The sequence below is a fragment of the Kitasatospora purpeofusca genome, from assembly GCF_036010405.1.
GTDB lineage: Bacteria > Actinomycetota > Actinomycetes > Streptomycetales > Streptomycetaceae > Kitasatospora > Kitasatospora purpeofusca.
Genome location: NZ_CP108561.1, coordinates 9,295,636 through 9,315,800 on the forward strand (window position 1 = coordinate 9,295,636; position 20,165 = coordinate 9,315,800).

Consider the following 20,165-nt stretch of genomic DNA (forward strand, 5'->3'; position numbering starts at 1 on the left):
CGTCCGGACCGCCGTCCGGCGCCTGGAGGCCACCCGGGCCGTGCTCCGACCCGGATCCGCGGGCGGAGCGGCCGCCCGGCCGCCCGACCCACCGCTCAGGGCGCGGCCGGGCGGCCCAGCGGCAGCAGGTACTGGATCGGCTCGTCCAGGTCGTCGAGGGCGAGCAGCTCGTGGGCCAGGTCGTCGAAGAGTCCGCCCAGGGGCGTGGTGCCGAGGCCGTGGGCGGTGGTGGTGAGCAGCAGGTTCTGGGCGAGGTGCCCGGTCTCGGCCAGACCGAGGCGCAGCGCGCGCAGCCCGTAGCGCTGCCGGAGGCCGGCGAGGTCGAGATGGACCGCCAGCACCGCGGGCGCCTCGTCCACCACCGGGGCCTGCGGGTCCGAGGCCGGCCGGGAGAGGTAGTAGGAGAGGGCCTTGAGCTGGTCCGGCTCGGGCGCCGGTCCGATCGGACGCAGGCAGCGCATCGTGCGGGGCCGGGGCGTCGTGATGCCCGGTTCGTCCGCATGCGCAGGCCCCGGCGACGGCGGTGCCCTCCGGTCCTCCCGAGCGCCGACGGCGCGGTCCGGCGGGGACCGGACCGCGCCGTGTTCATGAAGAGGGCAGCTCGGCGCCGCCTTCGGCCGCCGTCGGATCCTTCACCCCGCCTTCACGTCCGCCGCCTCCCGGAGGGTCCGGTGCGACCGGATCCTTCGCGCGGGTGCCGGGTGGGGGCGCGTCCGGATTCGGCCGGCTGTCGCGACCGCTCCGGCCGGAAGATGCTGACTGGTCGTCAAATACCGTTACTCCGATGGTGTGTTCGACGGCGGACCATCAAATCTTCGGCTCTGATCGCAACGACGCCGGCGCCCCTCGGACCTGAAGGACGACCAGTGGCAGCGGCACACACCCGGCCTCGTCGTGCCCGGCGGTGACGGACGGTTCGGACCTGGGGCAAACCCCCGTACCGGCCGGGGTGTCAGCGGGATGGGCGACCGGTGCGCCGGACCGTCAGGCTGGGTACGAACCAGCAGGGCACCGAAGTCAGGGGAACACCGATGAGGACACGTACGGGGATCGCGGCACTGTGGGTGGGGCTGTGCGCGGTGGCGGTGACGGGGTTCCTCCCGGCCTCGGCCGTCGCGGAGCGGGCGCCCGCCGCGCCGCCCGCCGGCCTCACGGAGAGCATCGAACAGGCGGTCGCGGACGGATTCCCGGGCGTCGTGGCCTACGCCAGGAACGGGGAGCGGGAGTCACGGGTGGCCGTCGGGGTCGCGGACACGGCGAGCGGCGAGCGGGCCCGGCCCGACCATCGGTTCCGGATCGCCAGCAACACCAAGTCGTTCGTGTCCACGGTGCTCCTCCAACTGGAGGGCGAAGGAAGGCTCTCGCTGGGCGACAGCGTGGAGAAGTGGCTGCCCGGTGTGGTCCAGGGCAACGGCAACGACGGCCGGACCATCACCCTCCGGCAGCTGCTCGACCACACCTCGGGCATCTACGACCCCACCACCGAGCCGGAGTTCTTCGCCCCCTACCTGGAGCACCACGACCGGGACCACCTCTACACCCCGCGGGAGGTGGTCGCCCGCGCCGTCCGCCACGCACCGGCGTTCACCGCGCCCGACCACGGCTGGGAGTACTCCAACACCAACTACCTGCTCGCCGGTCTGGTGATCGAGGCGGTCACCCACCGCAGCGCGTCCGCCGAGATCCGCCGGCGGATCCTCGACCCGCTCGGTCTCAAGGACACCTCCTTCCCGCTGACCGACCCGGTCGTCCGCGGCCCCCACCTGCACGGGTACGACCTCAAGGGAGAGGACGTCACACGGTTCAGCCCGTCGTACGACTGGACCGCCGGCGCCATGATCTCCACCGTCGACGACCTGGCCCGCTTCCACCGGGCCCTGTTCGGCGGCAAGCTGCTGCGCCCCGCCCAGCAGCGCGAACTCCTGACCACGGTAGAGCCCGAGGGCACACCGGTGGCGTACGGACTCGGGGTGCAGCGCATGGACCTGCCGTGCGGTTCGGGGTCGGACGGCAGGCCGCCGGTCGGCGTCTGGCTGACCGACGGTGGCGGCCCCGGCTACACCAGCTACTCGTTCACCACCGTCGACGGTGGGCGGCAGTTGGTCATCGCCGCCAACGTCTACGACCTCGGGGCCGACCTCAAGCACCAGGCGCCCTTCCCGCTGAGCAAGGGGATCCTGAAGGCGCAGGCGGCAGCCCTCTGCGGCTGATGCGCCACCGGGCCGCCGCGGACGCGGCGCCGGGGTGCCTCCCGCTCCCCTCGGCCAACGAGGGGGGTTGGTCGTATGAATATCGCGTGACGTGACTTATGGAGGCGAGGGTGGGCTGTCTAGGCTGCGGCCGTCCGGTGTGATCATTTCGGTCCGAGAGACTTTTCCATGCTGATCGTTTCCCTGCTGTTCCTGGCCATCGGTGTCAGTCTGCTCGTTCTCCGTTGGCGCAAGGTCGGGTCCTGGCCGGTCACCGTGGGCGGACTCCTCGCCGGTGCCCTCGGGTTGCTGCTGGGGCTCACCACCTTTGTGCACGTGGTCGATCCGACCGAGGTCGGGGTGCCGACCAGCCTCGGCAAGGTCGGCTCGGCCTGGCAGCCGGGGCTGCACTTCAAGTCGCCGCTGACCGACGTGACCACCTTCTCGACCCGGCCCGTCGACCTCGATCTGACCGGTGACTCGACCGTCGAGGTCCGGTCCTCCGAGGGCGGGGTACTGTACGCGGACCTGACGGTCAAGTGGTCGATCGACCCGCAGCACACCGTCGAGCTGTACAAGCTGGCCGGCAGTTCCGAGGCCGTCCAGCAGCGGCTGGTCTACCCGGACAGCCGGGAGATCGTGCGCAATGTCTTCGCCCGCCACACCAGCGTCGAGGGCTACAGCTCGCAGCGGGAGGCGATCAGCTCGGAGATCGACAAGCTGATCACCGCCCGGCTGGCCCCGCGCGGCATCCTCGTCAACGGGGTCAACCTGCGCAACGTCCGGCCGAGCGACGGCCTGCAGAAGGCCATCGACCAGAAGATCCAGCAGGACCAGGCCACCGCCCAGGCGGAGGCGTCCGTGCGCACGGCCAAGGCCGAGGCCGAGAAGCGCAAGATCGAGGCCGACAGCACCGCCGCCGCCAACGCCGCGATCGCCGGCTCGCTGACCGACAAGATCCTGCTGAGCCAGTGCATCGAGGCCTTCAAGGCCGCCGCCGAGAAGAACGCCGTCTATGCCAGCCCCTGCGGCTCCAACGGCACGCCGGTCATCGTCGACGGCACCAAGCGCTGAGCCCGGAGGCCGGTCCGCCCCTCCCCGACATGTTTGCGGGGGAGGGGCAATGACGGACCATCAGGCAGTGACGGTGGCGACCGGGTCCAGGCCGTAGGTGCGGGCGTAGCCGTTCTCGGTGCCGACGAGCAGCTCGACGACGTCGAACCAGCGGTCCCAGAACGGGGTTTCGCGCAGCGCGTCGACCAGCAGCCGGTAGGCATCGTGGTCGTCCGCCTCCCAGACCCAGATGTCGGTCACCCGCGCCGAGTAGAACTCCGTGTCGTAGAAGCGGGAGCGGACGCCCCGGGCGCGGGCCTCGATCACCGGGAGGACCTGGGTGGTGAAGCCGTGGACCCGCTCGCCCACGGTCATCCCCAGCCACTCGGGCGTCGTCTTGACCAGCATGAACGCGGTGACGGGCGCTGCGGTCGGCTCAGCGGGCACCGGTGGCCTCCGAGGTCGTGTCGGCGGTGGGGGCGGTGTCGGCGGCGGGGTCGGCGAGGACGGCGGGCTTCAGGGTCTCGGCGCACCACCGCGCGAACCCGGTGGCCGGGACCGCCGGCCGCGCCGGGCGCCCGACGCCCGCGTCCAGACCCGCGTCCAGACCCTCGTCCTTGGCGCGCTTCATCTCGACGACGCCCTCGGCGAAGGCCGGGTGCAGGCCGTACCCGAGCAGCTCGGACCGCAGGTCGTCCAGCGACCGACGCCGGTAGCGGACCGGGCGGCCGAGCTGCTCGGTCATGATCAGGGCCAGGTCCTCGGGGGAGAGGTCCTGCGGGCCGAGCACCGGGACGCTGTCGACGCCGCTCCAGGAACGGTCCAGCAGCAGCCCGGCCGCCGTCGCGGCGATGTCGGCGACGGCCACCAGCGGGGCCCGGCGGTCCGCGGCGACGGTGTCGGTGAAGACGCCGTCCGCGCGGATCGAGCCGGCCTCCTCCAACAGGTTCTCGAAGAGGGACGGGCAGGCCAGGGCGCGGTAGGCGACGCCCGAGCCGGCGATCAGGTCGTCCATGGCGAGGGAGGCGGTGACCAGCCCGGCCCGGGCCGCCTGCGCGGTGCCGCGGCCGAGCGCCGACACCCCGACGACCCGGCCGACGCCGTGGGTGGCGAAGGCCCGGGCGGCGGGGCGGGTGAAGCCGCTCCACCCGTCCTCGGGCGCGGCCGAGACGTCCGGCGGGACCAGCCAGAACACGGCGTCGGCGCCGGCGAACGCGCGCTCGACGGTCGCGGCGTCGCCGTGCGAGCCGGTGACCACCTCGACCCGGTCGCGGACGCCCTCGGGCAGCCGGGCCGGATCGCGGACCACGACCCGCAGTTCCTCCCCGTGCGCGGGCGCGGCCTCGACCAGGAGGGACAGCAGCCGACGGCCGATGTTCCCGGTGGGGGCGGTGATGACGATCATGAAAACCTCACGGTCTCGGTCGGATCAGTGGTGCCCCCTCATCGTGCGGACGGCGACCGTATTGCCACAATGGGAACTTCAGCATCCAATCCTTGCCCAGAACGGAACAATGCCGGTGAGCAGCCAGGATCCGAACCTCGACGCCAATCTCGCGGTCGCGCTCGACGCCCTGCTGACCGAGCAGAGCGTCACCCGCGCCGCCGCGCGACTGCACACGTCCCCCGCGGCGATGAGCCGCACCCTGGCCCGGCTCCGCCGGGTCCTCCAGGACCCGCTGCTGGTACGGGCGGGCCAGGCGATGGTGCCCACACCCCGCGCCGAGGAACTGCGGGACGAGGCCGCCGCCGTGGTGCGCCGGCTGGAGGCGCTGCTGACCCCGGGCGGCGGGGTCGATCCCGCCGCGCTGCGGCGCACCTTCACCGTCCAGGCCGCCGACCTGGTCGGTGCGGCCCTGGCACCGGGCCTGCTCGCACTGGCGCGCCGCCGGGCGCCGGGCGTCTCGCTGCGGGTGCTGGCCGAGGACGCCGAGGCAGGGCCCGCCCTGCGCGAGGGCCGGGTCGACCTGGAGATCGGCGCGATCGACCACGTCGACCCGGAGACCCTGGTGGAGGAGCTGGCCACCCTGCGGATGGCGGCCGGGGTCAGGGCCGGCCACCCGCTCGCCGAGGGGCCGCTGACGCCGGACCGGCTGGCGGCCGCCGAACACGTGGTGGTCAGCCGCCGCGGCCGATTCACCGGTCCGCTGGACGCGGCGCTCGCCGAACAGGGGCTCAGCCGCCGGGTGAGCGCCGTCCTGCCCGGGCACCTGGCGGCGATGACCCTGGCCGCCACCGGCGACGTGGTCTGCCTGGTGCCGGTCGCGCTGCCGGGCGAGCCGCCGTCACCGCTCTCCGGCGCGGCGCAGACGCTGGGCCTGCGGCTGCTGGAGATCCCGCTCGAACTGCCGCCGCTGACGATCGGCATGGCCTGGCACCCGCGCCATGCCGCCGACGGCGGCCACCAGTGGCTGCGCGCCGCCGTGCGGCGGGTGCTGCGCCCGGCTCCGGCGGGGTGAGCCCCTGACCTCGGCACGCGCCACCGCACGTACGGCACGCGCCACAGCACGTACGGCACCGCCGTGCTGCGGTGCCGTACGTGCGTCAGCGGTCGTCGGCCGGAGGCGCCGACCCCTCAGCCCCCGCCGCCCGGGGACCGGACGGTGAGGCTGCCGTAGGCCGACAGCGCGCCGGCCAGGTCGCCGGGCCGGTCGCGCAGGGTGGCGTCCAGGAAGGCGAGGGTGGCCCCGGCGACGACGCGCGGGCTGCGGGTGCGGCCCAGGGAGCCCACGATCGCGGGCACGGGCGGCAGGTACAGCGGGCCGTCCATGAAGCTGAGGTGCGCGGCGCCGGGAACGGTGAGCCGGTAGCTCGTCGCGGTGCTGGCCGCGAGCGCCTCGGTCAGCCGGGGGAGGTACCGCGCGTCGGTCGCCCCGGTGAGGGCCTGGGTCATGGCGAGCGCCGGCCGGTCCAGGGCGGGCGAGGCCGGGCCGTGCGGGAAGCCGTCCAGATCGACGACGGCGCGGAACCGGCGGTCCTGCCGGGCCGCCTGGAGCGCGGCGGCGCCCCCCATCGAGTGGCCGGTCACCGCGGCCCGGCCGGTGTCCAGACGCCCGGTCAGCGGGTCGCCGCTCCCGGCCCGGCCGAGGCCGTCCAGCTGGGTGAGGACGAAGCCGAGGTCGGCGGCCCGGACCGCCGTCCAGCCGGCCGCCAACTGCTCGTCCTGCTCCGCGTCGCCGGAGGAGGAGGTCTCGGTGGTGACCGTCCGGCCGTCGGCGAGGACGACGGCGGCGGAGTCGTACGGGTGGTCCAGCGCGGCCACCAGGTAGCCGTGGCTGGCGAGTTCCTCCGCCCAGGCGGTGTTCTGGGTGCGCACCCCGCCCGACCCGGGCGAGAACAGCACGACCGGGAACCGTTCGCCGCCCCCGGCCACCGGGGCGTCGAAGACCGAACGGCTGCGGGCGTGCGGGACACCGTCGACCAGGAAGTCCGGCAGGCCGACGCCGCGGGCGAGGGCGGCGGAGACGGTGCGCGCCTCGTCCTCCGTGCGCCCGAGGTACTGGGCCCTCGGCGTACCGGCGGGGCTCTGCTGCGCGGGGTACCAGAGCTGGACCACGACCGTGCGCCGGTCGGCCGGATCGGGGGTGAAGGTCTCCGGCCGCTGCTGGTCGGTCCACTGCAGCACCCGGGTGCCGACCGCGAACTCGCCCGTGGGCTCGGGGAACACGGGGACGGGGAAGGCCCAGGCGGACACCGGACCGCCGGCGATCAGCCCGGCGCAGGCCAGCGATCCCGGCAGCGCCAGCCACCAGCGGGCCCGCCACGCGGACCGGCCGGTCCGGCGCCGCCGCAGGGGAGCGAGGACGAAGGGCAGGACGAGGGCGGCGCCGGCCAGGACGGGCAGCAGTTGCCAGCGGAGCCCGGTCACCCCCAGCACGAGCACGGACAGGAGGAGCACCGCCCCCGCCGCGACCGTGGTGCGCGGGCGGGCCGCGGGGGGCAGCCAGCGCACCACCACCAGGGCGAGGGCACTCAGCAGGGCAAGGATTTCCAGGGGGGACATGAACAGTCCCGTGATGATCTCGGTCACGGGCCCATCGTCGGCGCCGGGCCCCCGACGCCACATCGCTCCCGGGTCGCCACCCGGTCCGACCGCAGGCGGGCGCGGTGGGCGTCACCGCTGCGACCCGGGTGGCAGGCGAACGCGCCGGATCGGCGGCCGCGTTGCGACCGGGGGAGGTGTCCCTCTCCTCCTCCGGTCGTACACCGGCCCGGACGCCGTCCGACGGTGGACCCATGCGCCCGGCGGGCCGGTGGCCTACCGTGACAGGGCCGCGGGACGAGCCGGACGGCGCACGGAGTGCGGTCCCCGTACCCGAGGCGGGTCCGGCGGTCCCCGGTGGAGGCCCGACCGGGCCGCCACGACACCGGATCGACAGGGACACGTGATGACCGAGGCCGCCGCGGAACCCGGCAGGGCCCACCGGCCGGGGGCACGCCCGTGGGAACGGGCGACGGCTGCCGCCCGCCGGATCCCCCGCCTGCCGCCCCCGGTGTGGGACTCGCTGCTGCCGGTGCTCCTCCTCCTCAACGCCGCGACCACGCCCGCGCCGCGTCAACCGGTGCAGACCGTGGCCCTCACCGCCGCCCTCGCGCTGCCCCTGCTGTGGCGCCGCCGGGCCCCGCTCGCGGTGTTCGGCGCCGTGGTGGCCGCGGCCCTCGTCCAATGGCTGCTGGACGTCCAACTCCCCGCGGACATCGCCGTACTGGTCGCCCTCTACACCTTGGCCGCGCACTCGGACCGCCGCACCACGCTGCTCGCCGGAGCGGTCGTGCAGGCGGGTGTCCTGCTGGCCTGCCTGCGCTGGGCGCCGGACGGCGCGTTCCTCACCCCGTTCGTCGCGGTCACCGCGATGACCGCGGCCGCCGCCGTCCTCGGGATGAACGTGCGGACCACCCGCGCCTACCTCGCGGCCGTGGAGGAACGGGCCGCGCACCTGGAGCGGGAGCAGGAGCAGCAGGCACGACTGGCCGTCGCCGAGGAAAGGGCACGGATCACCCGGGAGATGCACGACATCGTCACCCACAACCTGTCCGTCATGGTCGCGCTCGCCGACGCCGCCGGCTACGCCCGGCAGCGGTCGCCCGAGCGGGCCGACACCGCGATGCGGCAGATCTCCGAGACCGGCCGGCAGGCCCTGACCGACATGCGGCGCTCGCTGGGCGTCCTGCGGGCCGACGAACCGGACGCGGAACGCCACCCGCTGCCCGGCATCGCCCAACTGGACGCCCTCGCCGAACAGATGTCCGCCGCCGGTCTGCCGACCCGGCTGGAGGTCCGCGGCGGCCACGGCCACCTGCCCGCCACCGCGCAGCTCACCGTCTACCGCCTGGTACAGGAAGCCTTGACCAACGCCCTCAAGCACACCCCCGCCGGTACCCGGGCGACGGTCCGGATCGGCTGCTCGGCCGGCACCGTCACCGTGGACGTCACCGACACCGGCCCCCGCCCGTCGGCCTCCGCCTCTGCCGCCCCCTCCGGCCACGGCATCCCCGGCATGCGCGAACGCTCGGCCGCCTACGGGGGGACCCTGCGGGCCGGACCGCTGCCCGGCGGCGGCTGGGCCGTCCGGACCCGCCTCCTCCTCGACAGCGCCGGGGCGGTGTCCGCATGACGATCCGGATCCTGATCGTCGACGACGAGGCCCTGCTGCGGATGGCCTTCGGCACCGTCCTGGACGCCCAGCCCGACATGGCCCCGGTCGGCGAGGCCGCGGACGGGGAGCAGGCCGTCCGCCGCGCCCGGGAGCTGCGCCCCGATGTCGTCCTGATGGACGTCCGGATGCCCGGGACGGACGGGATCGAGGCGACCCGCGAGGTCGTCCGGGTCTCCCCGCGGAGCAGGGTGCTGATCCTCACCACCTTCGACCTGGACGAGTACGCCTTCGCCGGGCTGCACGCCGGGGCCTCCGGCTTCCTGCTGAAGAACACCAGGCCGGAGGAGCTGCTCGCGGCGATCCGGAGCGTGGCCGCAGGCGACGCGGTGGTCTCGCCGCGGATCACCAGGCGCCTGCTGGAGACCCTCCGCCCGCACATCCCCGACGGCCGGGGCGCCGCGCGCGACGACCGGCTGGGACGGCTCAGCGCCCGGGAGCGCGAGGTGCTGGTCGAGGTGGGCCGAGGGCTGTCCAACGCCGAGATCGCGGCCGCCCTGTACCTGGCGGAGGCGACCGTGAAGTCCCATCTGGGGCGGGTCCTGCACAAGCTCGAACTCCGCGACCGGATCCAGGCCGTGGTCTTCGCCCACGAGAACCGCCTCGTCCACCCGGGGTGACGCCGCCACCGGTCGTCGTACGGGCGGACGGCCAAGCCCTAGTGTGATCATCGGCAGGACGGACGGTCCTGCCGTGCTGAAAGCAACGGGGGGTGCTGATGAGGCTGCGTCGACGATCCGTCGCGGTCCTGCTCGCGGTGGCGAGCATGCTGGGCGGCGGGAGCGCCGCCGCGCCGGCGGCGGAGGCCGTCGTCCAACCGGCGGCTGCTGTCCAACCGGTGGACGCGGGCGCGGGCCCGCAGGCGCGCGCGGTGCTGAACTGGCTCGCGCAGCTGCCCGACCGGGGCCTGCGGAACAGGACGGCGTCCGGATTCTTCGCCGGGTACAGCGGCAGCGCCGCTCCGGGGTCGGGCAAGGACTTCGCCACCCAGTACCGGGACGTCACCGAACTGGCCGACCGGACGGGCCGGTTCCCGGCGGTGCTGGCCTGCGACTACGCGAGCGGCTGGAACGCCGACGGCGCGCCGACCGCGATCGACTCGGGCTGCGACACCGAGATGATCGACCACGCCGGTCGCGGCGGACTGGTCTCGGTCAGCGTCCACCTGCCGAACCCGGTGGCGGGGGCCGCCTGGCGGACTCCGCTGCCGCGGCCGGCCTTCCGTCAGCTGTCCGATCCGGCCACCGCCGCCGGCCGGGCCTGGCGGGCCGAACTCGACGACATCGCGGCCGGGTTGCGCCGGCTGTCCGACGCCGGGGTGCCGGTGCTGTTCCGGCCGTTCCACGAGATGAACGGCTACTGGTTCTGGTGGGGCGGTCAGGACCCGGCCGACTTCGCGGCACTGTGGCGCGGCACCTACGACTACCTCACCACGACCAAGGGCCTGCACAACCTGCTGTGGACGTACGCGCCGAACTGCGGCTCCGCCGACCCCACCGCCTACTGGGTCGGCCGCGGCTACGCCGACGTGGTCGGGCTGGACTGCTACACCGCCGACCCGTCGGCGATCACCGGCTACGAGAAGCTGGTCGAGCTCGGCAAGCCGTTCGCGTTCACCGAGATCGGTCCGGGCTCGGGCGCCGGCGGCACCTTCGACTACGAGCTGTGGGTGAAGGCGCTGCACGAGCGCTTCCCGCGCACCTCCTACTTCCTGGCCTGGAACAACGAGTGGAGTCCGGCCCGGAACCTCAACGGCACCAAGCTGATGAACGACCCGTGGACGGTGAACCGGGGCGGGGTCGACCTCGCCGCCGCCCCGGCGGAGAACCCGCCGGTGGCCTACCAGGACTTCGAGAGCGACACCCAGGGCTGGAGCGGCTGGCACCTCGCGGCCGGCCCGTGGCAGGTGACGGAGTGGTCGGCCCGCGGCAGCGGCTCGCTCAAGGCCGACGTGGACCTCGGCACCGGCGCGGCCTACCTCAACAAGGTCGGCCCGCTCGACCTCTCCGGGGACACCCTGCTCAGCGTCGACGCCCGCACCGCGCCCTGGGGCGACCAGGCGGGCGGCACCCGCGCCAAGCTCTATGTGCGCACCGGCACCGGCGACGCCGCCGGCTGGACCTGGACCGACTCGGGCGCCGTCACCGTCGACAGCAAGTCCACCCGGCTGGTCCTGGACCTGACCAGGGTGCCGGACCGGGCCCACGTCCGCGAGATCGGCGTCGAGTTCGCCCCCGCGGCCGGGGCGAGCGGCCGCTCCGCCGTCTACCTGGACGACATGCGGCGCGGCGGCCTGCTGGCCGGCTTCGAGCACGGTACCGAGGGCTGGTCCGGCTCCGGCGCGGCGGCCGGGCCCTGGGTGGTTGCCGACGAGGGAGCGGCCGAGGGCCGCAGCGCGCTCAAGGCCGACGTCGAGCCCGAGCGGGGCGCCGTCCGGCTCCGGCGGACGGCCCCCGCCGACCTGACCGGGGCCACCGTGCTCACCGTCGCCGCCGGCACCGCGCCCTGGGGGCAGCAGGCGGGCGGCACCACCGCCACGCTGTACGTGCGCACCGGCACCGGCGACGCCTCCGGCTGGACCTGGACCGGCAGCCCCGCCGTCACCGTCGGCCCGGACGGGCGGACCCTGCGGCTCGACCTGGCCGGGGTGCCCGACCCCGCCCACGTCCAGGAGATCGGCGTGGAGTTCACCCCCGCCCCGGGCGCCACCGGCCGCACCGCCGTGTACCTGGACGGCCTACGGAGGTGGAGCTGACCCGGACGGGCCTGCTCCTCGCCGCCGACGCCCCGGTCCCCGCCACCGCGCGGGGGCCGGGGCGTCCGGCGTCCGGCCGCGCGCCGCCCGGCCCGTCGGCCCGCCGCCGTCCGTCGACCTGCCGCCGTCCGTTCCGGCGGGCGAAGGCCCCGCGTGTTCTGCCCGCCGTACGGTCCCGGGTGCGGGACCATACGGGCGAAAGGGCAGAAAACGACTAAGGACGAAGGGGCGGACGTGTCCGGCAGCGAGAGCGAAAACCCAGCAATTCCTTCCCCCACCCCCAAGGCGACCGGGCCCCGGAGCAACCGTGACTGGTGGCCCGAGCAGCTGGACCTCCAGGTCCTGCACCGGAACTCGCCCCTCTCCGACCCGATGGGCGAGGACTTCGACTACGCCGCGGAGTTCGCCACCCTCGACGTCGAGGCGCTGAAGCGGGACGTCATCGCGCTGATGACCGACTCCCAGCCCTGGTGGCCCGCCGACTACGGCCACTACGGCCCGCTGTTCATCCGGATGAGCTGGCACGCCGCCGGCACCTACCGGATCTCCGACGGCCGGGGCGGCGGCGGCAGCGGCGCCCAGCGCTTCGCGCCGCTCAACAGCTGGCCGGACAACGCCAGTCTGGACAAGGCCCGGCGCCTGCTCTGGCCGGTCAAGCAGAAGTACGGCCGGAAGATCTCCTGGGCCGACCTGCTGGTGTTCACCGGGAACTGCGCCATGGAGTCGATGGGCTTCCGGACCTTCGGCTTCGGCTTCGGCCGCGAGGACATCTGGGAGCCCGAGGAGGTCTTCTGGGGCTCCGAGGACACCTGGCTCGGCGACGAGCGCTACACCGGCGACCGCGAGCTGGCCAATCCGCTCGGCGCCGTCCAGATGGGGCTGATCTACGTCAACCCGGAGGGCCCCAACGGCAATCCGGACCCGAGGGCCGCCGCCGTCGACATCCGGGAGACCTTCGCGCGGATGGCGATGAACGACGAGGAGACGGTCGCGCTCATCGTCGGCGGCCACACCTTCGGCAAGTGCCACGGCGCCGTGGACCCGTCCTGCCTCGGCCCGGAGCCCGAGGGCGCCCCGATCGAGCAGCAGGGCCTGGGCTGGCGCAGCACCTGCGGCAGCGGCTCCGGCGCCGACGCCCTCACCAGCGGGCTCGAAGGCGCCTGGACCACCGAGCCGACGAAGTGGGACAACGGCTACCTGGACAACCTGTTCCGCTACGACTGGGAGCTCACCACCAGCCCGGCCGGGGCCAAGCAGTGGAAGCCCACCGACCCGGCGGCCGCGAGCGCCGTGCCGGACGCGCACGACCCCGCGAAGCGGCACGCCCCGATGATGCTGACCACGGACCTCGCCCTGCGCCAGGACCCGGTCTACGAGGCGATCTGCCGGCGCTTCCACGAGCACCCCGACCAGCTCGCCGAGGCGTTCGCCAAGGCCTGGTACAAGCTGCTGCACCGCGACATGGGCCCGGTGTCCCGCTACCTCGGACCGTGGGTGCCGGAAGCGCAGCTGTGGCAGGACCCGGTCCCCGCCGCCGACCACCAGCCGGTCACGGACGAGGACGTCGCCGCCCTCAAGAAGCGGATCGACGACTCCGGCCTGGGTGTTCCCCAACTGGTCGCCACCGCCTGGGCGTCGGCGGCGACCCACCGCGGCACCGACCTGCGCGGCGGCGCCAACGGCGCCCGGATCCGGCTCGCGCCGCAGAAGGACTGGGAGGTCAACGACCTGCCCGAGGTGGCCGACACGGTCCGGCGGCTGGAGGAGATCCGGCGGGACTTCAACGCGGCGCAGAGCGGCGACCGGCGGATCTCGCTCGCCGACCTCGTCGTACTGGGCGGCAACGCGGCGGTCGAGCGGGCCGCGCGTGCCGCCGGGCAGGCCGTGACGGTCCCGTTCGCCCCGGGGCGTACCGACGCCTCGCAGGAGCAGACGGACGTGGAGGCCTTCGCGGTGCTCGAACCGCGGGCGGACGGGTTCCGGAACTACCTGCGGGCCGACGAGAAGCTGTCGCCGGAGACCCTGCTGCTCGACCGGGCCGACCTGCTGACGCTGACCGCGCCGGAGATGACGGTCCTGGTCGGCGGGATGCGGGCGTTGAACGCCGGCTTCCGGGGCTCCCCGCACGGCGTCCTCACCCACCGGCCGGAGACGCTGACCACGGACTTCTTCGTCAATCTGCTCGACATGGGCACGGAGTGGAAGCCCTCGGCCTCTGAGGCGAACGTCTACGAGGGGCGGGACCGGGCCACGGGCGCGGTGAAGTGGACGGCCACCGCCGTCGACCTCGTCTTCGGCTCGCACTCCCAACTGCGCGCGCTGGCCGAGGTCTACGGCTCCGGGGACGCGGACGGCAAGTTCGTCCGGGACTTCGTGGCTGCGTGGACCAAGGTGATGAACCTCGACCGGTTCGACCTGCGCTGAGCGAATGCCCGGCCGGACGGTCGTCCGGCCGGGCACCGGGGGGAATCGCGGGGAACCGGATCCGGTGCTTTCCGTTCCGTGATTCACCGGAACCGAACGGCCCCTGTTCCGCTCCGGGGTGAGCGGAACCGACGCATTTCCGTTCCGCTCCGCAGTGCGGGTGCGTCCTGCAAAATTCGTCGGCGACGCTCTTGAATCGACCTCGGGGTGGGGTAGTGTGATCCCGTCGCTGGGGGAGCGAAGGAGTGGAAACGCCTCCCCCGCAGGCCATCGCATTTCCGATGAATAGCGCCTTGATACCAGCACTGCCGTCACTTTCCGTCGCTTCCGTCATGCTCCGGACGCGGCGGGCGGGTGGACCTGTCCGGTCTCGGTTCGAGAAGAACCTCGCCGTTGAATCCGGGCATTGTGCACAAACGGGGGAAATGGAAGATCATGGTACTCATTTCTGAACGCATGCCCGCATTGTCGCCGGATTCGGCGAGGCCGTCCGGGACCGTCCGCAAGGATTTCCCGGGGCTTTTCGGAGTGCGTTTCCAGGTCGGTCGGGAATTCGTTCCGGTCCGACCCTGTACCGACCAGGGGCCGGCCGTCGAGGAATTTCCGGCAACGGCCCTGCGATCATTTCCCGGCTCCGGCTGAGCGACGCCTCCGGGGCCCGGCGCCGACCAAAGGCGGACGTCCCGTCCGCGCGGCCGGTCGCCGTACGTGATTCCCGCGCGCCCGCGCACCGTCGGGCAGGCGCCGCTCCGGTCCACGACCGGAGCGGCCGGTGCGGCACGCCCGCCTTCACCTTGTCCCGGTCCGGGGTCCCGTGCGGTGTGCACGTCGTGCCCGGATCCGCTGTGACCACCTGACCGGCGTTCGCCGCTCCACCTTCACCTCTTCCACGCGCGCCCGCGCGGGCGCGTGCGGGTTCGTTCCGGTGGGTGCGGTCGCATGCCCGTGCGGTGCGCGGCGCGACGTCGTGCCGCCGTGACGGTGGTCGCGGCGGTCGGACCTGGCCCGCTCTGCCCTGGCCCGCTGTGCCCTGGCCCGCTCTGCCCTGGCCCGCTCTGCCCTGCCCTGCCCTGCTGCGCCGAGCCATGTCCTGTCTGCTCCCCGGTCCGGAACCGGGGCTTCTCACGAAGGAACCCTGATGACCGATCTTGTGCTGCCCGAAATCGCCCAGGTGGCCCGCGGCGGGCGGACCCTGTCCACCGAGCCGTTCCCCGTCCTGGGCATCGACGCCGTCGAGTTCGCGGTCGGGAACGCCAAACAGGCCGCACACTTCTACGCCACCGCGTTCGGCATGCGGCTGGTCGCCTACCGAGGTCCGGAGACCGGCCATCCGGAGACGGCGTCCTACGTGCTGGTCTCCGGCGACATCCGGTTCGTCTTCACCTCGGCGGTCCGCGCGGTCGGCGAGGAGGCCGCGTTCGTCGCCGGGCACGTCGCCCGCCACGGCGACGGCGTGCTCGACGTGGCGATCGCCGTCCCGGACGCCCGCCGCGCCCACGAGCTCGCGGTGGAACGGGGTGCGACCGGCCTCGCCGCACCCCGGGAGACGGCCGACGAACACGGCACGGTGCGGACCGCCGTGATCGCCACCTACGGCGAGACCAGGCACAGCCTCGTCGAGCGGACCGGCTACGACGGCCCGTACCTGCCCGGCTACGTGCACCGCGGGCCGTCGCCCGCCGCCGGTGCCCGGTTGCCGCTGCTGACCGGCATCGACCACTGCGTGGGCAACGTCGAACTGGGCCGGATGGACGAGTGGGTGGCCTTCTACAACCGCGTCATGGGCTTCACCAACATGAAGGAGTTCGTCGGGGACGACATCGCCACCGAGTACTCGGCGCTGATGTCCAAGGTCGTCGCGGACCGCACCCGCACCGTCAAGTTCCCGCTCAACGAGCCGGCGGTCGGCCGGAGGAAGTCCCAGATCGACGAGTACCTGGAGTTCTACGGCGGGCCGGGCGTCCAACACATCGCCCTGGCGACCGACGACATCGTCACGGCCGTCCGCGAACTCCGTTCCAGGGGTGTGGAGTTCCTGGACACCCCGGACAGCTACTACGACGCGGTCGGCGAACGGCTCGACGGGACCGGGGCGGTGGTCGAGGAACTGCGCGAGCTCGGGATCCTCGCCGACCGGGACGAGGACGGCCACCTGCTGCAGATCTTCACCAAGCCGGTCCAGGACCGGCCGACCGTGTTCTTCGAACTCATCGAACGCCACGGCTCCCAGGGCTTCGGCAAGGGCAACTTCAAGGCCCTGTTCGAGGCCATCGAGCGCGAGCAGGAACGCCGCGGCAACCTCTGAGCGGCCGTCCGGCACACCGGCTCAGCAGCAAGGCAGCAAGGCAGCACAGCAGGTCAGCAGGTCAGCAGCACAGCAGCAAGGCACCACGTCACTGCGTCACCACGTCACCACGTCACCACGTCGAAGGGAGCGGACTCGTGTCCGACGAAGGACCGGAGCGTCCGGCAGAACAGCAGGTGGAGCGGTACCCCTCCCTCACCGGGCTGCGGTTCCTCTGCGCGCTGGGGGTGTTCCTGACCCACGCCTGGTACGTCGCGAAGGTGTTCCGGGACGACCGGGCCGAACAGGCCGTCAAAGCCGTGCTCCCGCTGGGCATGGTGGGCGTCTCGGTGTTCTTCGTACTGAGCGGGTTCGTGCTCACCTGGTCCGCCCGCGACGGCGAGGGCGCCCGCGGCGGCGGGAGCGCCCGTTCGTTCTGGCGGCGCAGGGCCGCCAAGGTCTACCCCAACCACCTGGTGGTGTGGGCGCTGCTGTTCGTGTTCGTGCTCGCGACCGGTTCCGCCGTGACGGGCGGGTCCGGCGGCGGCTTCCCCTGGCTGCCCGCACTGGCCAACCTGCTGCTGCTGCACGCGTGGCTGCCCGGCCCCGGCTTCACCGCCGGGCTGAACATCGTCACCTGGTCGCTGGCCGTCGAAGTGTTCTGCTACGCCCTCTTCCCCTTCCTGCTGCCCCGCCTGCGACGGATCCGCCCGGAACGGCTCTGGGCCGCCGCCGGGTGCGCGGTGCTGGCGGTGTGGCTGGTGGCGGTGATCGCCTCGCAGTTCCGCGGCGGCCGCACCGTGCCGGACGTCGAGGTCTCCCAGTGGCAGTTCTGGATCCCCTACTTCTTCCCGCTCGGCCGGCTGCCGGAGTTCGTGCTCGGCATGCTGCTGGCCCGGATCGTCCGCGAGGGCCGGGGCGTGGTGCCCGGCATGGCGCTGTCCGGGCTGGCGCTGGTGCTGTCCCTGGGGACGGCACTGGCGACCCTGCCCTTCGCCTTCCTGCCGGCCGCCGCGACCGTCGTGCCCGTGTCCGGTCTGATCCTCTCGGCCGCGGCGGCGGACCGCGACGGCCGCAGGTCCTGGCTGCGCCGCCCCGCGCTGGTGCGGCTCGGCGAGGCCTCGTTCGCCTTCTACGTGGTGCACTGGCCGGTCGTCATGGTCGCCCACTGGGCCCTCGGCGGCGGCCGCTGGAGCACACCCGTCGCGATGGCGGCGACCGCGCTGTTCCTCGCCCTGTCCCTGCTCGCCGCCCGGCTGCTCCACCGGTACGTCGAACTGCCGGCGATGCGCCGGTTCGCCCGGCCGCGCCCAGCGGCCACCCCGACCGCACCCCCACTGCTCGACGAGGCACGCCGCCCGGCGGTCCCGGTGCCCGGCAGCACGGCGGGCTGACGCGTGAACAGCAAGGGAGCTGACGCATGAACAGCACAGGATTCGCCGCTTCCGCCCCCGTACCCGCCCCCGTTCCGGCGGCCGCGCCCGCACTGCCGCGCGCCGAGCGCGTGCGCGCCTTCGTCAGGCTGGGCAGGCCCAAGTTCCTCGTCCAGAGCATGATGGTGGTCGGCCTCGGGGTCAGCATGTCGGTGCACGACGGCCACGCCTTCCGGCCCGGCTGGTTCGTCCTCACCCTGGCCTTCGCCTGGTGCACCCACCTGATGACGCACTACTGCAACGAGTACTTCGACCTCGACGCCGACCGGGCCAACGCCGCGCCGACGGGCTGGACGGGCGGCAGCCGGGTGCTGGTGAGCGGCCTGCTGCGCCCGATGGTCAGCCTCTCCGCCGCGTTCGTGCTGCTCTTCGTCTCGCTCGGCCTGATCGCCGTCATGCCGACGACGGGCACCCGGGTGATGGCGGCCGCGATCGCCGCGCTCTCCTGGTTCTACACGGCCCCGCCGCTGCGGCTGAACTACCACGCGCTGGGCGAGGTGGCCTGCGCGCTGGTGCTGTACGGGCTCGGGCCGCTGCTCGCCTGCGCCCTCCAGTCCGGCTCGGTGACCGGGGCGGACGTCGTCTACGCCGGTGTGGTCTGCGCCCTGCAGTTCCTCCGGATGTCCGTGATGAACCTCGCCGACATCGAGGGCGACCGGCGGACCGGCAAGCACACACTCGCGGTCGCCCTCGACGGCCCGGGCCTCGTCCGCCTCTACCTCGCCGGCCAGGTCGCGGTGGGCGCCGGGATGCTGGTGCTCGCCGGGACCGGGGTCGTCCCCCCGGCCGGGGCGATCGCGGTGCTCGCCACGGCCCCGGTCGCGGCCTGGGTCTCCCGCCGGCTGCTCACCGGGGCCCTGCGGATGCCGGAGAAGGCGAACGCGGTGACCTTCCTGGCCTCGATGCACATGCCGGTCACCGCCTGCGCGATCACGCTCAGCCTGCTCGGCAGCGCCCTGAACACCGATCGCGGGGTGCCCGGCGGCTGGCTGGCCGTCTACGGCGTGACGCTCGCGGCGTTCCTGGTGTGGCTGACCGGGGCGGTGCGCAGCAACGTCCTCCGGCGCCCCGCCTGACTCCGCACCGCGACCGCATTCGAACGTCGCCCGGTTCCGAACCGCCGCACCGCCGGGGTCGGACGACCGACCGGCCCCCGAGCTTTCGCCCAAGCCGACCACCGCTACAGGAAGGATCCGCCATGACGACGATCGCGCACACGCTGCCCCCGCACGCGCCGTCCCAGCACACACCGTCCCAGCACACACCGTCCCCGCACGCGCAGTCCCCGCACTCCTTGGCCGCCGGAACGACACGACGGGCCAGGGAGCTCACCGAACCGCTGCTGCGCGAGGCGGTCGCCCTGCTGGAGCCCTGGACCGCCATGATGAGCTCCTACCACCTCGGCTGGTGCGCCGCCGACGGCTCGCCGGTGGAGCTCGACTCCGGCAAGGCCGTCCGCCCCGCCCTCGCGCTGCTGGCCGCCGAGGCCGTCGGGGCGCCGGTGGAGGCCGCGCTGCCCGGTGCGGCCGCGGCGGAGCTGATCCACAACTTCAGCCTGATCCACGACGACATCATGGACGGCGACGAGGAACGCCGACGGCGCCCGACGGTCTGGAAGGAGTTCGGCGTCAGCGGAGCGATCCTGGCCGGGGACGCGCTGCAGGTCCTCGCCTTCGACCTGCTGCTGGCCAAGGGAGGACCGCACGGTCCGGCCGCGGCAGGTCATCTCGCGGTGGCGCTGCGCGAGCTGGTGGAGGGCCAGGCGTGCGACATCCGGTTCAGCGAGCGCCCCTGGTCGGGCCCCGGCACGGTGACCGTGGCCGAGTACCAGGCCATGGCGATGGCCAAGACCGGCGCCCTGCTGGCCGGCGCCAGCGCGATGGGCGCCGTCCTCGGCGGCGCGGACCGGCCGCGGGTCCACGCGCTGGCCGAGGCGGCGGGACAGCTGGGCCTGGCGTTCCAGTGCGTCGACGACATCCTGGGCATCTGGGGCGACCCGGCCGTCACCGGGAAGCCCGTGCGCGGCGACCTGCGCGAGCGCAAGAAGAGCCTGCCCGTGGTCGCCGCCTCCGCAGCCTCCGGGACCGTCGCGCGGCGCCTGGCGGAGCTGCTCGCCGACGGCCGCTCCCAGGCGGGCGAGGAGGAGTCGGAGAAGGTGCTGCTGGAGGCCGCCGAGCTGATCGAGGAGGGCGGGGGCCGGCGGGCCTGCGAACGCGAGGCCGAACAGGCCCTGGCCAGGGCGCAGGCCAGTCTCGACCTGGTGCCGATGCCCGCCGGGGTCCGCGCGCAGTACACCGCGCTCGCCGACTCCTTCGTCTCCCGCGTGATGTGACGTGTCGTCCCGTCACAGTCGGATCCACAGTCAGAGCCCGG

At 73.8% G+C, this 20,165-nt stretch carries 15 protein-coding genes; 11 read left to right on the forward strand and 4 right to left on the reverse strand.

Annotated elements, in window-relative coordinates; genetic code table 11:
• Window positions 1-95: 95 nt before the first annotated feature.
• Window positions 96-461 carry a nitroreductase family protein gene (locus tag OG715_RS40440; RefSeq protein ID WP_266272199.1) on the reverse strand — a complete coding sequence of 122 codons (366 nt, stop codon included), beginning with the start codon at window positions 459-461 and terminating at the stop codon, window positions 96-98.
• 570 nt (window positions 462-1,031) lie between these two features.
• On the opposite strand from OG715_RS40440, the gene OG715_RS40445 reads away from it, so the two are divergent.
• Together OG715_RS40445 and OG715_RS40450 are read left to right on the forward strand one after the other, a co-directional pair.
• Entirely contained in the window at window positions 1,032-2,210 is a 1,179-nt protein-coding gene (locus OG715_RS40445) for a serine hydrolase domain-containing protein (RefSeq protein WP_266272198.1), read from the forward strand.
• A gap of 168 nt (window positions 2,211-2,378) precedes the next feature.
• A complete protein-coding gene (locus OG715_RS40450) occupies window positions 2,379-3,263 on the forward strand; it encodes a prohibitin family protein (RefSeq protein WP_266272197.1) in 885 nt (294 codons plus the stop codon).
• A 60-nt stretch (window positions 3,264-3,323) separates the two neighbouring features.
• On the opposite strand, the gene OG715_RS40455 is transcribed toward OG715_RS40450, so the two are convergent.
• Window positions 3,324-3,689 carry a darcynin family protein gene (locus tag OG715_RS40455; protein WP_266272196.1) on the reverse strand — a complete coding sequence of 122 codons (366 nt, stop codon included), beginning with the start codon at window positions 3,687-3,689 and terminating at the stop codon, window positions 3,324-3,326.
• Window positions 3,679-4,647, reverse strand: coding sequence for an NAD(P)H-binding protein (locus OG715_RS40460; RefSeq protein ID WP_266272195.1), 969 nt, complete (start codon window positions 4,645-4,647; stop codon window positions 3,679-3,681). The genes OG715_RS40455 and OG715_RS40460 overlap by 11 nt, the downstream gene beginning before the upstream one ends.
• A gap of 109 nt (window positions 4,648-4,756) precedes the next feature.
• On the opposite strand from OG715_RS40460, the gene OG715_RS40465 reads away from it, so the two are divergent.
• A complete protein-coding gene (locus tag OG715_RS40465) occupies window positions 4,757-5,701 on the forward strand; it encodes a LysR family transcriptional regulator (protein ID WP_266272194.1) in 945 nt (314 codons plus the stop codon).
• A gap of 116 nt (window positions 5,702-5,817) precedes the next feature.
• Here OG715_RS40465 and OG715_RS40470 read toward each other — a convergent pair whose 3' ends face one another.
• Window positions 5,818-7,308: an alpha/beta hydrolase family protein gene (locus tag OG715_RS40470; RefSeq protein ID WP_266272193.1), complete on the reverse strand. Its 1,491-nt coding sequence runs from the start codon at window positions 7,306-7,308 to the stop codon at window positions 5,818-5,820.
• Between the two features lie 322 nt (window positions 7,309-7,630).
• On the opposite strand from OG715_RS40470, the gene OG715_RS40475 reads away from it, so the two are divergent.
• The 8 genes from OG715_RS40475 (at window position 7,631) to OG715_RS40510 (ending at window position 20,124) form a co-directional block, all read left to right on the forward strand.
• Entirely contained in the window at window positions 7,631-8,857 is a 1,227-nt protein-coding gene (locus tag OG715_RS40475) for a sensor histidine kinase (RefSeq protein ID WP_266272192.1), read from the forward strand.
• Entirely contained in the window at window positions 8,854-9,516 is a 663-nt protein-coding gene (locus tag OG715_RS40480) for a response regulator (RefSeq protein ID WP_266272191.1), read from the forward strand. The genes OG715_RS40475 and OG715_RS40480 overlap by 4 nt, the downstream gene beginning before the upstream one ends.
• A 98-nt stretch (window positions 9,517-9,614) precedes the next feature.
• Window positions 9,615-11,651, forward strand: coding sequence for a glycosyl hydrolase (locus OG715_RS40485; RefSeq protein WP_266272190.1), 2,037 nt, complete (start codon window positions 9,615-9,617; stop codon window positions 11,649-11,651).
• A 234-nt stretch (window positions 11,652-11,885) separates the two neighbouring features.
• A complete protein-coding gene (katG, locus tag OG715_RS40490; RefSeq protein WP_266272189.1) occupies window positions 11,886-14,075 on the forward strand; it encodes a catalase/peroxidase HPI in 2,190 nt (729 codons plus the stop codon).
• Window positions 14,076-15,213: 1,138 nt separating this feature from the next.
• Complete coding sequence (gene hppD, locus OG715_RS40495) at window positions 15,214-16,380, forward strand: 4-hydroxyphenylpyruvate dioxygenase (RefSeq protein ID WP_266272188.1); 1,167 nt, start codon at window positions 15,214-15,216, stop codon at window positions 16,378-16,380.
• Window positions 16,381-16,517: 137 nt separating this feature from the next.
• Window positions 16,518-17,753 (forward strand): acyltransferase family protein, encoded by a 1,236-nt coding sequence (locus OG715_RS40500; protein ID WP_266272187.1) that lies wholly within the window; start codon window positions 16,518-16,520, stop codon window positions 17,751-17,753.
• Window positions 17,754-17,779: 26 nt separating this feature from the next.
• Window positions 17,780-18,868, forward strand: a complete 1,089-nt coding sequence (locus tag OG715_RS40505; RefSeq protein ID WP_266272186.1) for a prenyltransferase — start codon at window positions 17,780-17,782, stop codon at window positions 18,866-18,868.
• Window positions 18,869-18,990: 122 nt separating this feature from the next.
• On the forward strand, window positions 18,991-20,124 hold the full coding sequence (locus OG715_RS40510; protein ID WP_266272185.1) for a polyprenyl synthetase family protein: 1,134 nt from the start codon (window positions 18,991-18,993) through the stop codon (window positions 20,122-20,124).
• Window positions 20,125-20,165 lie beyond the last annotated feature (41 nt).

Bases quoted from the DNA above. Each gene is read 5' to 3' on its own strand.
- OG715_RS40475 (WP_266272192.1), top strand. From the start codon at position 7,631: ATGACCGAGGCCGCCGCGGAACCCGGCAGGGCCCACCGGCCGGGGGCA.
- OG715_RS40505 (WP_266272186.1), top strand. From the start codon at position 17,780: ATGAACAGCACAGGATTCGCCGCTTCCGCCCCCGTACCCGCCCCCGTT.
- hppD (WP_266272188.1), top strand. From the start codon at position 15,214: ATGACCGATCTTGTGCTGCCCGAAATCGCCCAGGTGGCCCGCGGCGGG.
- OG715_RS40480 (WP_266272191.1), top strand. From the start codon at position 8,854: ATGACGATCCGGATCCTGATCGTCGACGACGAGGCCCTGCTGCGGATG.
- OG715_RS40485 (WP_266272190.1), top strand. From the start codon at position 9,615: ATGAGGCTGCGTCGACGATCCGTCGCGGTCCTGCTCGCGGTGGCGAGC.
- OG715_RS40465 (WP_266272194.1), top strand. From the start codon at position 4,757: ATGCCGGTGAGCAGCCAGGATCCGAACCTCGACGCCAATCTCGCGGTC.
- OG715_RS40460 (WP_266272195.1), bottom strand. From the start codon at position 4,647: ATGATCGTCATCACCGCCCCCACCGGGAACATCGGCCGTCGGCTGCTG.
- OG715_RS40510 (WP_266272185.1), top strand. From the start codon at position 18,991: ATGACGACGATCGCGCACACGCTGCCCCCGCACGCGCCGTCCCAGCAC.
- OG715_RS40440 (WP_266272199.1), bottom strand. From the start codon at position 461: ATGCGCTGCCTGCGTCCGATCGGACCGGCGCCCGAGCCGGACCAGCTC.
- OG715_RS40470 (WP_266272193.1), bottom strand. From the start codon at position 7,308: ATGTGGCGTCGGGGGCCCGGCGCCGACGATGGGCCCGTGACCGAGATC.
- OG715_RS40450 (WP_266272197.1), top strand. From the start codon at position 2,379: ATGCTGATCGTTTCCCTGCTGTTCCTGGCCATCGGTGTCAGTCTGCTC.
- OG715_RS40445 (WP_266272198.1), top strand. From the start codon at position 1,032: ATGAGGACACGTACGGGGATCGCGGCACTGTGGGTGGGGCTGTGCGCG.